Origin of the sequence: Oceanibacterium hippocampi (assembly GCF_900172325.1) — a bacterium.
GTDB classification, from domain to species: Bacteria; Pseudomonadota; Alphaproteobacteria; order Sneathiellales; family Sneathiellaceae; genus Oceanibacterium; species Oceanibacterium hippocampi.
Map to the genome: position 1 here is coordinate 201438 of NZ_FWFR01000003.1, position 13673 is coordinate 215110.

Here is a 13673-nt window from a genome sequence, read left to right on the forward strand (position 1 = left end):
CGGAATCGGCTTAAAGGAGCGTTAAACCAGAAAGGGAAAACGTCGGGCGGCCTCACGTCCATTACGCGAGTCGTCATGTCAGAAAATTTTCGACGGAATCCACCGCCGCCTTGCGTTCAAGTAATCTTGGCCAGAATCGGGCAGAAACGCGCAGGGAGCGCGAAAAGCAGATGAAACTGATCCATGCCGGTGTCATGCTCCCCGGGCAATATCGGCAGGCGGTTAGAGGGCCGGCAATACCTCGCCGCCCGTCGCCTGCGCCATGCTCTTCGAACTTGTTCAAACTCGGACCTCGCAATTGAATGTCGATCCGTAACCAGATTCTGCTCGTCCTGCTGGTCAGCGCCTTCCTTTATGGCGGCTTTGTCGGCTGGAACCGCTATTTCGCCCCCGATGCGACGGCCACGAACAAGTCGGGCGTGCGACCGGTTCCCGTCGAAACGGCAACCGCCCGGATGGAGACCATGTCGACCGCCGTCGAAGCCGTCGGTTCGACGCTTGCCCGCCAGTCGATCGCGATCGTCCCGCTGGCCGGCGGCCGCGTCGACAGGATCGCTTTCCAGGCGGGAGAGACGATCAAGGCCGGCGGTGTCATCGCCGAACTGGACGACGACATCGAGCGCGCCAACCAGGCGCAGTCGGAAGCGGGCCTGCGCAAGGCAAGCCTGGAACTGGAGCGGGCGAAACTGTTGCGCGAGAAGAGCATTTCGACCAGGGCCACCGTCGAGGACTTGACCGCCACCAAGGCCGCGGCCGAGGCGGACGTGGCGCGGGCCAGGCGCAAACTCGCGGACCGCACGATCCGCGCCCCGTTCGCCGGCACGCTCGGCATCAGCCGTGTGGACAGCGGCGCCCGGGTCACAGATTCGACGGTGATCACCACGCTGGACGACCTGTCGAGCGTCGATATCGAATTCGCGGTTTCGGAGACGTTGTTCAACGCGACCCGGATCGGCCAGCCGGTCGAGGCCACCGCTGCCGCTTTCCCGGGCCGGAAGTTCGTCGGCAAGGTGACCGAAATCGATAGCCGCATCGACGCGATCAGCCGCTCGTTCAAGGTGCGCGCTCGGGTGCCCAATCCGGACCGCGAACTGCCCGCCGGCATGTTCATGCACCTGCGCATGATCCTCGCCTCCAGCGAGGCCCTGGTCATTCCCGAGGAGGCGGTGGTCGCAGAGAGCGGCACGAACTTCGTCTTCTTGCTGGAGGACGGCAAGGCCCGACGCCGGAAGGTGACCGTCGGGCGGCGCGATTTCGGGATCGCCGAGATCGTCGAAGGGCTGCAACCGGGCGCTGTCGTCGTCACGCGCGGCACCGGAAAGCTGCGCGAAGGCTCGGCCGTGAGGGTCGCGGCGAACAAGACGGACGCTTTGCAATGACGCTTTCGGAACTGTCCATCCGCCGGCCGGTTCTGGCCGCCGTTTTCAGCCTCCTGATCATCGTCTTCGGGATCGCCGGCCTGGCGCAGATCCCGATCCGCGAGTTGCCCGACATCGATGCCGCGGTCGTCGCCGTGACCACGACCTATACGGGCGCGGCGCCGGAGATCGTCGATTCCGACATCACCGAGCTGATCGACGGGGCGGTCGCCGGGATCAGCGGCGTGAAGACCATCACCTCGCAGTCCAGTCGCGGCCGCAGCGTGACGACCATCGAGTTCGAACTCGGCCGCGACATCGACGAGGCGGCCAATGACGTGCGCGACGCGGTGGGCCGGGTGCGCGGCCGCCTGCCGGACGAAGTGGACGAGCCGCAGGTCATCAAGAACGACAGCGATTCCGACCCGGTCATGCGCCTCGCGGTCACTTCCTCGCGCATGGATCCGGCCGAGGTGACCGACTATATCGACCGCTTCATCAAGGACCGGATCACCACAATCGAAGGCGTCGCCACCGTCGATATCTATGGCGAACGACGCGGTGCCATTCGCGTCTGGCTCGACCGCCGGGCAATGGCGGCACGCAACCTCACCGTCGCCGACGTCTCGACTGCGCTGACGCGCAACAACATCGAACTGCCGGGCGGCGAGATCGAATCCCAGACCCGTCTCTTCACCGTCCGGCTCAACAGCCGGCTCAACAACGTCCAGCAGTTCCGCGATATCGTCCTGCGGCAGGAGGCCGGCTATCCGATCCGCCTGTCCGCGGTCGCCCGCGTCGATCTGGGCGTCGAGGACGACAGCACGATCGTCCGCAACAACGGCGACCCGGCGATCGGCATCGCCGTCATCCGCCAGTCGCAGGCCAACACCATCGCCATCTCGAACGCGGTCCGGGCCGAACTCGACCGCCTAAAGGACGTGCTGCCGGACGGCATGGCGATCAGCGTCGGTTCCGACGACGCGATATTCGTCGCCGCCTCGATCCGCGAGGTGCTGATCGCACTCTCGCTGTCACTGGTTCTCGTCGTGCTGGTGATCCTGGTTTTCCTGCGCTCGATCCGCACGACGCTCATTCCGGCAATCACCATCCCGGTCTCGCTGATCGGCTGCTTCTTCCTGATCTATGTGCTCGGCTTCTCGCTGAACGTGTTGACACTGCTCGCGCTGTTGCTCGCCATCGGCCTCGTCGTCGACGACGCCATCGTCATGCTGGAGAATATCGAGCGCCGCCTGGCACTCGGCGAATCGAAGCTCCAGGCGGCTGTCTATGGCGCCCGCCAGGTGACCTTCGCGATCCTCGCGACCTCGGTCACGCTGATCGCGGTGTTCGTGCCGATCTCCTTCCTGAAGGGCGCCGCCGGCCGCCTGTTCACCGAGTTCGGCCTGGTCATGGCGAGCGCCGTCCTGATCTCGACCTTCGTCGCGCTCAGCGCCTGTCCGGCGCTGGCCTCGATCATCCTGAAGGCACGCGCCAAGCGGCCGGCAGGCGACGGTATCACGGCCCCTGAGAAGCCTGCCGAGAATCGCCTCTCCCGCTGGTACCGGGCAGCATTGTCGACATCGCTCAAGGTGCCGCTGCTGGTGATCTTCCTCTCACTGGTCTTTTCCGGGGCGAGCTGGTTCGTCTTCCAGTCGTTGCCGAGCGAACTCTCGCCGAGCGAGGACCGGGGCGTGCTGTTCATTCCGCTGACAGCCCCGCAGGGCAGCAACCTCGCGTTCACCGACAGCGAGGCGAAGAAACTCGAAGCTGACATCGTGCCGGTGAAGGACGAACTCGGCATCAATACGATCTTCACCTTCACCGGCAGCCGCGGCCGGGCCTACCGGTCGTTCGTGGTGCTCCGCCTCGAACCCTGGAGCGAGCGCGAACTCGGCCACCGCGAGATCATGCGGGAACTGGCGCCCTTCGCCGGCCAGCTGACCGGCGCCCGCGGCTTCCCCGTGAGCCCCTCCGGCCTCGGCCTGCGGGGCAACAGCACGCCATTGCGGGCGGTCATCGGCGGACCCGATTTCGAGAGCGTGAAGGGCTGGGCCCAGGCGCTCCTCGAAAAGGCGGAAACCAACGAGGGCCTGCGCAACGTCGAGATCGATTTCGAGCAGAACCAGCCGCAATTCAACCTCATCGTCGACCGTGCCAAGGCCGACGATCTCGGCATCAGCATCGAGACGATCGCCTCGACGCTTCAGGCCATGTTCGCCTCGCTCGAGGCCACGACCTACATCGACCGTGGCCGGGAATACCCGGTCATGCTGCAGGCCGACGCCGAGGACCGCCAGACCCCGAACGATATCTCCAGCATCTTCATCCGTGCCGGCGACGGGGTCACGCTGGTGCCGCTGTCGGCGCTTGTCACGATCGGCGAAACCGCCGAGGCCCCGGCGCTCCGCCGCTACAACAGGCTCCCGTCGATTACCCTGGAGGCGGCGCTCAACGACGGCTACGCCCTTGGCACGGCGATCGGCTATATCCGCGAGATCGCGGCCGAGACCCTGCCGGCGGAAGCCTCGCTCAATTTCGCCGGGCAGTCCCAGCAGTATCTCGAGACCTCGAGCGGCGTCGCGATCACCTTCGCGCTCGCCATCCTGATCGTCTTCCTCGTCCTGGCCGGCCAGTTCGAAAGCTTCATCCATCCGCTCATCATCATGCTGAGCGTGCCGCTTGCCGTCGCCGGCGCGGTCTATTCCCTCTGGTTCGGCGGCCTGTCGCTGAACATCTACAGCCAGATCGGCATCATCCTGCTGATCGGCCTGATGGCCAAGAACGGCATCCTGATCGTCGAGTTCGCGAACCAGCTTCGCGACGAGGGCTACGATGTCCGGGAGGCGGTGATTGAGGCCTCCGTCATCCGGTTCCGGCCGATCCTCATGACGACCGTGTCCACGGTACTGGGCGCGGTCCCGCTGGTCCTGGCCTTCGGCGCCGGGGCGGAGAGCCGGCAGGCAATCGGCACGGTGATCATCGGCGGCCTGCTGTTCGCGGGCCTGCTGACGCTCTTCCTGACGCCGGTGCTCTACGACCTGCTCGCCCGCTACACCAAGCCCCGCGGCCATGTCGAGAAGCGGCTTGCCCAGGAACTGGCGCGACCCGGCGCCAGTCAGGCCGACCTGCCCGGGTACTGATCGGACGGCCGGCCTGATCTGCTGGGGAGAAAACCTGCGATTCGGTCGATCGGCCGCTTGCCCGGCACGGATGCGTCTCGCTATATTTGTCCGACAATCCGACATTCAAAGCGGAAGCCGCGACTAGCCACGGGTCTGGAATACATGAGCGAGACGATCGACGAGAAGGCCGTGCCGGAAGGCATGGAGACGACAGCCATTCGGGACGGGCACGCCTTCGACAGCGCTGCACTGGCCCGTTACCTGGCCGGGAAGCTGCCCGGCGTGGCCGCGGATGGCCCGCTCGACATCTCGCAGTTCCGCGGCGGCCAGTCGAACCCGACCTTCCTGGTCCGGGCCGGCGGCCGGCGGTACGTATTGCGCAAGAAGCCACCGGGCGAACTGTTGCAATCGGCCCATATGATCGAGCGCGAGTATCGCGTCTTCAGCGCGCTCGCCGGTACCGATGTCGCGGTTCCGCCGGTTCACCTGCTCTGTGAAGACGAGACGGTCATCGGCACGCCGTTCTACGTGATGGATTATCTCGAGGGCCGGGTCTTCCGCGATCCGGCGCTGCCCGGCGCCGATCCGGCGGAACGGGCCACGATCTACGACGCCATGAACGAGGCGATGGCGCGTCTCCACGCGGTCGACTATGCGGCGGCCGGGCTGGACAGCTTCGGCCGGCCGGAGAATTACGTCGCCCGCCAGATCCGGCTCTGGACCAAGCAGTACCGGCAGGCGGAATCGGAGACGATGGAGCCGATCGAGAAGCTGATCGCCTGGCTGCCGGAGAATATTCCGGCCGGTGAGGAACACGGTATCGCCCACGGCGATTTCCGCCTGGAGAATCTCGTCTTCCACCCGGAGAAGCCGGTCGTCCTTGCGGTTCTCGACTGGGAACTGGCGACGCTCGGCCATCCGCTCTGCGACGTCGCCTATAATTGCATGATCTACAACCTGCCGAGCAGCACGCCCAATCTCGGCGGCCTTGCCGATCTCGACCTCGCCCGCCTCGGCATTCCGTCGGAAGCCGATTACGTGGCCGCCTATTGCCGCCGTACCGGCCGCGCCGGGATCGAGCATTTCGATTTCTACAAGGCCTTCGCCCTGTTCCGCTTCGCCTCCATCGCCCAGGGCGTCTACAGCCGCGCGATTAGCGGCAATGCGAGCGCGCCGAACGCGCTCTCGGTAGGCCGCCTCGCCCGCCCGCTCGGCGAGATCGGCTGGGCGCAGGTCGCGGCACGGGCCTGACCCCAAGGCCGGTTCCCACGTCGCCATTCCCGGAACGAAAAAGGGCGGCCCCGCGAGGGACCGCCCTTCGTCTTCCTGCCCCGCGCCCGATGGGCGCGAAACGCGTTACATCGAGCAGGAAACCGGCGGCGTCACCTGGTCAGGCGTCGCCGTCATCGTGATCACTGGCCGAAGCGCGCCGTCGAACTCGTCGACCTTGCCGAAATAGTTCGGCGACAGCAGCTGGTGATCCTCGGCCCGCATCTTCAGCTTGCCGAGAATGGTGTCGAACTCGCCACCCGACAGCGCCTTGCCGAGATCGGCGGGGGCGATGCTGCCGCTCTTTTGCACGGCCTGGAAGAGGACCTGCATGCCGAGATAAGTCTCGCCTTCGAAGTTGGTCGGATCGGCGTCGTACTTGGTCCGCCATGCCGCGACGAAGGCCTTGTTCTCGGCCGTGTCGAGGGTCGAGCTGTAGTTGATGATCCCGAAGATGCCCTTGGCGACATCGCCGAGCGCCTTGACCGTGTTGTCCGTCGTGAAGCTCTGGCCGGCCACGGTGATGGAATCGATCAGGCCGAACTGCTTGGCCTGCTGGGCGAAGTTGATCGCGTCACGACCGGCCAGCACGACCCAGATGCCGTCGGCGCCGGAATCCTTGACCTGCTGGATGTAGGGCGCGAAGTCGTTGGTGTTGGAGGGGATGAAGAACTGCCCGACCATGGTCTTGCCGGCGCCCTCGGCGGTGGCCGCGAAGGCCTCGCTGGAGCCGCGGCCCCAGGCGATGTCGACGGCAACGACCGCCCACTTCTTCTCTTCGCGCTGCTTCAGCCACGGCTCGATGGTCATGGCATCCATGGCGCTCTGGGTATTCACGCGGAACACCCGGTCCTCGCAGGAGTCGCCGGTCAGCTTGTCGCTCTTGTTGATGGTCGAGATGTAGAGTCCGTCCCAGCGCGCCATCATCGGGGCGATCGCCAGGCCTTCGCCGGAGGCGATCAGGCCGAGAATGACCGGATACCCCTCACGGACGAGCTTTTCCGTCTGACGACGGGCATTGTCCGGCTTGGCCTCGGTGTCGAGTGAACGATACTCGACCTTGCGGCCATCGACGCCGCCCGCCTCGTTGGCCTCCCAGACGGCAAACTCGACCGCCCGGATCACCTGGTTGCCGAGATCGGCATAGGTGCCCGAGAGATCCGTCGGCACGCCGATCTTGAGCGCATCCTTCGCCTGCGCGGCGCCGGCGCCGATCAGGAGCGCGGTCGCCGCCGCGATACCGAGCCCGACACGGCCCGCTTTACGCATCTTCGACATTTATCGTTTCCTTCCCTTGATACACATTGATCGGTTCCCGACGGTCGTAGTCACGGCGCCGTCGAAGTCGCCGGCCGGAAGAACCGGCACATTCGGTCGAAAACCCCTCACGCATGGGCAACCTCAGATCGCGATATGCCTCTGCAGTTGCTCGGTACTCATTCCCTCGAGGCTGCCGCTCTCGATCACCTGCCCCTTCGAAAGCACGTAGTAGCGTTCGGCGACGCGCTGGATCAGCCCGACATTCTGTTCGATCAGCATGATCGCCGTGCCGTCCCGGCCGAGCCGGTTGAACAGCTCGGCCAGCTCGTCGACGATCACCGGCGCCAGTCCCTCGCTCGGCTCGTCGAGGACCAGCAGGTCCGGGTTGGCCATCAGCGCCCGGCCGATCGCCAGCATCTGCTGCTGCCCGCCGCTCAAGCCCAGGCCCATGTTGGTCGATCGCTCCCTCAGGATCGGGAACAGCCCGTAGACCGCCTCCAGCGACCACGGCCCCTTGCGCCCGACGGACGCGCCGAGCAGCAAATTCTCCTCGATCGTCAGATTCGGCAGGATGCCGCGGCCCTGCAGCACGGTGGCGATGCCGGAGCGGGCCGCGAGATAATGCGGCAGGTCGGTATGGCCGCGATCGTTGATGCGGACCTCGCCGGCGCGGATCGTGGTGCCGCCGCAAAGCGTGTTGACCACGGTCGTCTTGCCGACGCCGTTCCGCCCGAGCACGGCGACGCGCTCGCCGGCGTCAACATTGAACGACACGTCATTCAGGATACGCGCGGCGCCGTAACAGGCATCCACATGGTCGAACGCAAGCAAGCTCATGGCGCCTGGGACCCCAGATAGGCGGAGATGACCTCCGGATTGGTCTTGATGGCATCGGGCAGGTCGTCGACCAGGACCTTGCCGAGATGGAGGACGGTGATCCGGTCGCAGATCGAGAAGATCACCTCCATGTCGTGCTCGACGATGAGCACGGTCACGCCCCACTTCTTCACCAGGTCGCGAAGGATCGCCGCGAGTTGCAGCGATTCCTCGACGGTCAGCCCGGCCGCCGGTTCGTCGAGCAGCAGCACCTCGGGCCGGCCGACCAGGGCCAGCGCCAGGTCGAGCCGACGCTGGTCGCCATAGCTGATCTGCTGTGCCGGCCGGTCGAGAAGATGACCAAGCGACAGGGCTTCGACGACATCGTCGAGACCTTCGTTTCCAAGCGCCCGGGCGGCCACGGTGAGCTGGGTGCCGACGGCAAGTGCAGGGAAGATGTTGGTGCGCTGGAACGAGCGCGCGAGGCCGCGACGACGACGCTCGTGAACCTTGAGCCCGGTCACTTCCTCGCCGCGCAGATAGATCTGCCCGCCCCAGTTGTCGGCCCGCCCGGACAACACGTCGATCAAGGTTGACTTGCCGGCCCCGTTCGGCCCGATCAGGCCGCGGATCTGCCCGGCCTCGACCGCGATGTCGACCCCGTCGAGCGCCTTGAAGCCGCCGAAGGAACGATGCAGGCCGCGACCTTCGAGGGAGATGCTCATGACGCCCTCCCTTTCCGGAGCCGGCGGAGCGGCACGTCGGTCCGTTCCGCCAGCCCGGCAAAGCCTTCCGGCAGCAGCAGCGTGACGACGATCAGCATGATGCCGACGAGCGCAGGCCAGTATTCCGTCGCGTCGCCCGCGACATCCTTGAAGAAGAACAGGATGAAGGCGCCGAGCGCCGGCCCCCAGATGATCTTCGGGCCGCCGACGATGGCCATGATCAGCGCCATCCCGGACAGGCTCCAGTGGAACATGTCGGGCGAGATGTAGCCGTTGTAGAGGGTCTGCAGCAGCCCGGCGACGGCGGCGACAAAGGCCGAGGCGCCGTATATCACGGCGCGCGGCAGGGTCGTCGTGTAACCGATGAACTGGGCCCGCTCGTCGTTCTCACGGATAGCCTCGGTCAGCTGGCCGAACGGACTGCGTGCCATCAGTGTGAAGCCCACCAGGATCATGACCAGGATCGTCCAGACGATCGGCAGCATCGATCCCGGTGTTTGCAACATCCCGCTGTCGAAACCGAACAGGGTGCGCGGCAGGGCCACACTCATCCCGTCGTCGCCGTTGGCGAGTTCCCGCCACTTGAAGACGACCTCGTAGAAGGCCTGGCCGACGGCAAGCGTCAGCATGGCGTGGGCAACGCCCGGTATCCGGGCGATGATCAGGCCGAGGAGGAAGGCGATCAGGGTCGGCAGTACCACGGCCAGGATGATGGCCAGTTCCGGGGTCGCGATCTCGCGGGCGATGGACACCGCGAAGATATAGCCGCCGAGCCCGAAGAAGGCCGCCTGGCCGAAGCTGATACGGCCGTTCTGGCGCACCAGCAGGCCGACGCTGGTGGCGAAGATCATGTCGACAACCGCCTGGGTCAGCAGCGAGATCCAGAGCACCGATGAAATGACATGCGGTGCGGCGATCCCGGCCGCGACCGCGACCGCGGCGGCCGTGAGCAGCCGCCAGTTGCGGGACAGCGGTCCGCTGTCGCGCCCGCCGGCAGGTGCGGTCAGGCTGGTCGGGTTGCCGCTCATCCCTTGCCTCCCGCGATGCCGGTCGGGCGCCAGATCAGCACGCAGACCATCAGCAGGAAGGGCAGCAGCGTGGAGGCCCAGGGCAGATAGACGGCGCCCATGTTGTGGATCTGTCCGATCAGCAGGGCGGCGATGAAGGCGCCCGAGAAACTGCCGAGCCCGCCCACGACGACGACGATGAAGCTCTCGATCAGGATGAAATTCCCCATGGTCGGTGACAGCGCCATCAGCGGCGCGGCGATGACGCCCGACATGCCGGCAAGGCCGGTGCCGAGGCCGACGACGAGCAGGCTGAGGCGGTCGGTATCGACGCCCAGAATGCCGGTGGTGGTCGGATCCACGCTGGAGGCGCGGACATAGAGCCCGATCCGGCTGTGCCGGAGCCAGACGGTCAGGCCGCCGGCGACGCAGAGGCTGACGGCGATCACGAAGAGCCGGTACACCGGGAACGGTTCGCCGAACAGTTCGACCGTGCCGGACAGCAGTTCCGGCGGCTGCATGCTGCGGAAGGCCTTGCCCCAGACCGCGGTGGCGAAGGTTTCCAGCACCAAAAGGATGCCGAAGGTGACCAGCACCGTGACCATGTGGTCATGCTTGCGCAACGGCCGCAGGACGCCGGCATCGAGGCAGAGCCCGACCAGTGTCATGGCGACGATCGCGCCGGCCAGGCCGAGCCAGAAATCGAAGATCGCGGCAATCGAGAAGCCGATGTAGGAGCCCAGCATGAACAGCGCCCCATGGGCGAAATTCACGATCTCGCGGAGCCCGAAAATCAGCACGAGGCCGACCGCCAGCAAATAGAGCAGGCCGCCATAGACAACGCCGTTGAGCACCTGGATCAGCATCGCCCGTACCACCTGTTGAGCATCGTCACGTTCCTCATCCCGCCGTGTAGCCGCCGTCGACGAACAGCGTCTGCCCGGTCATGTAGCGGCCAGCGTCGGAGGCCAGCAGCAGGAGTGCGCCCGACAGGTCGTCGGGCTCGCCGAGCCGTCCGAGCGGCGTTCTCTTGACGATCGCCTCGTAGAGTTCGGGCTGGGTCCGAACCGCCTCGCGATTGAGGTCGGTGACGATCACCGTCGGCGCCAGCGTGTTGACCGTGATGCCGTGCGGCCCGAGTTCGAAGGCCAGCGCCGCCGCCATGTTGGCGACCGCCGCCTTGGTGGTGCTGTAGGCGACCCGGTTCGCCATGCCGCGCGCCGAGAGGATCGAGCCCATGTTGATGATCCGCCCACCACCGCGCCGGATCAGCGCCGGCGTCACCGCGCGGATGGCCAGGTAGCTGCCGGTGACGTTGACGTCGAGCAGCGCCTGCCATTCCTCGGGAGGAATGTCGCGGAGAGTCTTCGTCGAGGTGATGCCGGCATTGTTGAACAGGATGTCGATGCCGCCGAGTTCCGCCTCGATCCGCTCGGCAGCGGCGGCGAGTGCCGCCCCGTCGGTGACGTCGACCGTGATCGGCAGCGCCGTCCGGCCGAGCGCGCGCACCTCGTTCGCGGTCGCTTCGAGATTCACCTCGTTCCGGCCGAGCAGGACGATATCTGCCCCGGCGCCCGCGAAGGTCAGCGCGGCGAGCGTGCCGAGGCCGCCGCCACCGCCGGTGATGACGGCAACCCGGTTATCCAGGCGGAACCTGTCGAGTATCAACGTCGTTTCCTCACTTCGTTTGCGGCCGGCTCTTCTGTTCCTGGCCGGTTCGTTGCGTCCTGTCGGGCGCTTGATATTGGTCGGAACGCCTACATCGCCATTTGCCCGCCATCGACCGGCAGGGAGACGCCGGTCATCATCCTGGCCTCGTCGGAGGCAAGGTAGAGAACGGCGCTGGCGGTGTCGGACGGCTCCGGCAACCGGCCGAGCGGAACGGTCGCCCGCAGCCGTTTCATGGCCTCGGCCGGATCATCCGCCATGCCCGGCAGGAAATGCGCCAGCATCGGCGTCTCGGTGATCGTCGGGCAGACCGCGTTGACCCGGATATTCTTCGGCGCGAGTTCGAGGGACAGGCTCCGCACCAGCCCGACAAGGGCGTGCTTGCAGACCGTGTAGAGGCTGAAATTCGGCTTCGCCTTCAGTCCCTGCAGCGACGAGGTATAGATCAGCGAGGCGCCGGCCGGCGTGGCCGCGGCCTGCCGTTCGAGGGCCGGCAGGGCGGCCCGGGTCATCTTGAGCGCGCCGAACAGGTTGATGTTGATGACCCGCTCCAGCGTCTCGTCCTCGATTTCGCGAAACGGCCCGGTGAACGGCGCGCCGGCGTTGCTGTGCAGGATGTCGAGCTTGCCGAACTCGGCCACCGCGAAGGCCACCGCCGCGTCGCAGGCGGCGCTCTCGGTATGGTCGCAGTGAACGAAGGCCGCATTCGGCCCGAGCGCCGAGGCCAGCCAGTTGCCGCCGGCCTCGTCGATGTCGGCGATGACCACGCGCGCGCCCTCGGCGACGAAGCGTTCGGCGACGGCGCGGCCGAGCCCGGAGGCGGCACCGGTGATCAGGGCAACCTTGCCGTCAAGCCTGTCGGACATCATCTCGTCTCCCCATTCCCGGTTACGCCAAGCAGGTCGGCGACATCGTCGCCGAGCAGCGAGAGGAAGCCTGTGATCCGTCCGTGCAGGTGCCGGCCCTGCCCGGCGATCAGCGGATCGTCGCTCAGGCACAGGGTGTCGGCGAGCGCCTGCATCTGGCGCAGCGTGGCGATCGGATCGTGGACCATCTCGTGCTTCTCGGTCACAGCCGGTATCCCTTCTGGCGCTCGTCGGACCAGCGCCGGGCCTTGTAGGTATATTCCGGAAGCTCCGCGCGATCGGCGAAGACGACCCGCATCGCGACATTGGTCCGTTCCTTGACGGCGTCGCGCAGGGCGCCCGCGATGCGGCCCCTTTCCGCCTCCGAGCATGCCGCCGCGGCAGCTTTCAGGGCGACGCGGATCTCGACATCGGTCTTGCCGTCATCGGCGGTGAAGACGCGGCCGACATACTCGTCGACTTCCGCGAACGCGAGCACGGCCGCATCGACCGCGTCCGGCCAGACGTTGTTACCGCGGATCTTCATCATGTCGTCGTAGCGGCCGATACCACCGCATTCGATCGCATTGAGCGCACTCGCCCGGTCGGCCGCCGGAACGAAGCGGACCCGGTCGCCGGTCCGGAAGCGGATTACCGGCGAGGCCTCGATGGTCAGGTTGGTAACGACGAGTTCGCCCTCCTCGCCCGGCGCGACTGCCTGGCCGCTCTCCGGGTCGATCACCTCGCAGAGCGTCATCCATTCGAAGAGTTCCATCACGCCGCGTCCCCCGTCCGGGCCGATCGCGCCCTGAGGCCCCGTTCCGGCGGCGAAGCCCACGCATTGCGTGCTGCCGTAGCCTTCATGCAGCGTGCAGCCCCAGAGGTCCTGGATCCGCCGGGCCCATTCGAGCGGATAGCCCTCGGCCGCGATGAAGACGCCGACCAGATCGGGGAAAGCCTCGCGCGGCACGATGCCGAGCTGGCCCATCACCTCGGTCATGCGATGGAGATAGTTGGTCGAGGCATAGATGAAGTGGAGCGGGCGGAAACGCAGCATGAGGTCGATCTTCGCCTCCGTGCTGAGCGCGGCGGGCGGCGTCAGGCCGGTCGCGCCGATGATCCGGATCCCTTCCGATGGCCCCCAGCCGCCGGTCGTCATGCCGCCGGTCGGCACGCAGTTCAGCACCGTGTGGTCCGGCCGGAGCCCGGCCCGGTACCATGCGAGCGCATGGAGGTAGCCCAGAGTCTGCACGTCCGCCTGGGTGCGCCCATAGGTCTCCTGCCCCTGGCCCGAGGTGCCGCCGGTCAGGTTGATCAGCGCCACGTCACGCCGGTCGACGCAGAGGCGGGAACCGAACGGCGGATGGCGATCCTGGTCGGCGAGAAGCTCCGCCTTGGTCGAGAAGGGCACGCGCTCGCGGAACGCCGCCAGGTCGGCGATCCGCTCGGGGGATACGCCGGCTTCGTCGATCTTGGTCCGGTAGAAACTGCTGTCCCGGTAGGCACGGGTGAGCAGGGCCCGCACCCGGCGCGACTGGATCGCCTCCAGGTCCGGCCGGCTCAATGCCTCGTATGCGGACAGCATCGTCGACATGGCAGC

Annotated in this window: 12 protein-coding genes; 3 read left to right on the top strand and 9 right to left on the bottom strand. The window is 66.5% G+C overall.

Annotation, left to right across the window (positions count from 1 at the left end; translation table 11 throughout):
* Window positions 1-302: 302 nt before the first annotated feature.
* The 3 genes from OCH7691_RS16280 (at window position 303) to OCH7691_RS16290 (ending at window position 5734) form a co-directional block, all read left to right on the top strand.
* Window positions 303-1379, top strand: a complete 1077-nt coding sequence (locus tag OCH7691_RS16280) for an efflux RND transporter periplasmic adaptor subunit (protein ID WP_085884647.1) — start codon at window positions 303-305, stop codon at window positions 1377-1379.
* Complete coding sequence (locus tag OCH7691_RS16285; RefSeq protein WP_085884648.1) at window positions 1376-4501, top strand: efflux RND transporter permease subunit; 3126 nt, start codon at window positions 1376-1378, stop codon at window positions 4499-4501. The genes OCH7691_RS16280 and OCH7691_RS16285 overlap by 4 nt, the downstream gene beginning before the upstream one ends.
* A 144-nt stretch (window positions 4502-4645) precedes the next feature.
* On the top strand, window positions 4646-5734 hold the full coding sequence (locus tag OCH7691_RS16290) for a phosphotransferase (protein WP_085884649.1): 1089 nt from the start codon (window positions 4646-4648) through the stop codon (window positions 5732-5734).
* Window positions 5735-5839: 105 nt separating this feature from the next.
* On the opposite strand, the gene OCH7691_RS16295 is transcribed toward OCH7691_RS16290, so the two are convergent.
* From OCH7691_RS16295 to OCH7691_RS16335, 9 genes are all read right to left on the bottom strand, one after another.
* On the bottom strand, window positions 5840-7030 hold the full coding sequence (locus OCH7691_RS16295; RefSeq protein WP_085884650.1) for an ABC transporter substrate-binding protein: 1191 nt from the start codon (window positions 7028-7030) through the stop codon (window positions 5840-5842).
* Between the two features lie 123 nt (window positions 7031-7153).
* Complete coding sequence (locus tag OCH7691_RS16300) at window positions 7154-7849, bottom strand: ABC transporter ATP-binding protein (RefSeq protein ID WP_085884651.1); 696 nt, start codon at window positions 7847-7849, stop codon at window positions 7154-7156.
* Complete coding sequence (locus OCH7691_RS16305) at window positions 7846-8553, bottom strand: ABC transporter ATP-binding protein (RefSeq protein ID WP_085884652.1); 708 nt, start codon at window positions 8551-8553, stop codon at window positions 7846-7848. The genes OCH7691_RS16300 and OCH7691_RS16305 overlap by 4 nt, the downstream gene beginning before the upstream one ends.
* Window positions 8550-9581, bottom strand: a complete 1032-nt coding sequence (locus OCH7691_RS16310; RefSeq protein WP_085884653.1) for a branched-chain amino acid ABC transporter permease — start codon at window positions 9579-9581, stop codon at window positions 8550-8552. Before OCH7691_RS16310 ends, OCH7691_RS16305 begins: the two co-directional genes overlap by 4 nt.
* The gene (locus OCH7691_RS16315) at window positions 9578-10438 is read right to left on the bottom strand and encodes a branched-chain amino acid ABC transporter permease (protein ID WP_217808095.1); all 861 of its coding nucleotides are present in this window, start codon (window positions 10436-10438) and stop codon (window positions 9578-9580) included. Before OCH7691_RS16315 ends, OCH7691_RS16310 begins: the two co-directional genes overlap by 4 nt.
* A 22-nt stretch (window positions 10439-10460) precedes the next feature.
* Window positions 10461-11228 carry an SDR family NAD(P)-dependent oxidoreductase gene (locus OCH7691_RS16320; protein WP_176245110.1) on the bottom strand — a complete coding sequence of 256 codons (768 nt, stop codon included), beginning with the start codon at window positions 11226-11228 and terminating at the stop codon, window positions 10461-10463.
* An 89-nt stretch (window positions 11229-11317) separates the two neighbouring features.
* Window positions 11318-12094, bottom strand: a complete 777-nt coding sequence (locus OCH7691_RS16325; protein ID WP_085885136.1) for an SDR family NAD(P)-dependent oxidoreductase — start codon at window positions 12092-12094, stop codon at window positions 11318-11320.
* On the bottom strand, window positions 12094-12300 hold the full coding sequence (locus OCH7691_RS16330; protein ID WP_085884656.1) for a hypothetical protein: 207 nt from the start codon (window positions 12298-12300) through the stop codon (window positions 12094-12096). Before OCH7691_RS16330 ends, OCH7691_RS16325 begins: the two co-directional genes overlap by 1 nt.
* On the bottom strand, window positions 12297-13667 hold the full coding sequence (locus tag OCH7691_RS16335) for a phenylacetate--CoA ligase family protein (RefSeq protein ID WP_085884657.1): 1371 nt from the start codon (window positions 13665-13667) through the stop codon (window positions 12297-12299). Before OCH7691_RS16335 ends, OCH7691_RS16330 begins: the two co-directional genes overlap by 4 nt.
* Window positions 13668-13673: the final 6 nt, after the last annotated feature.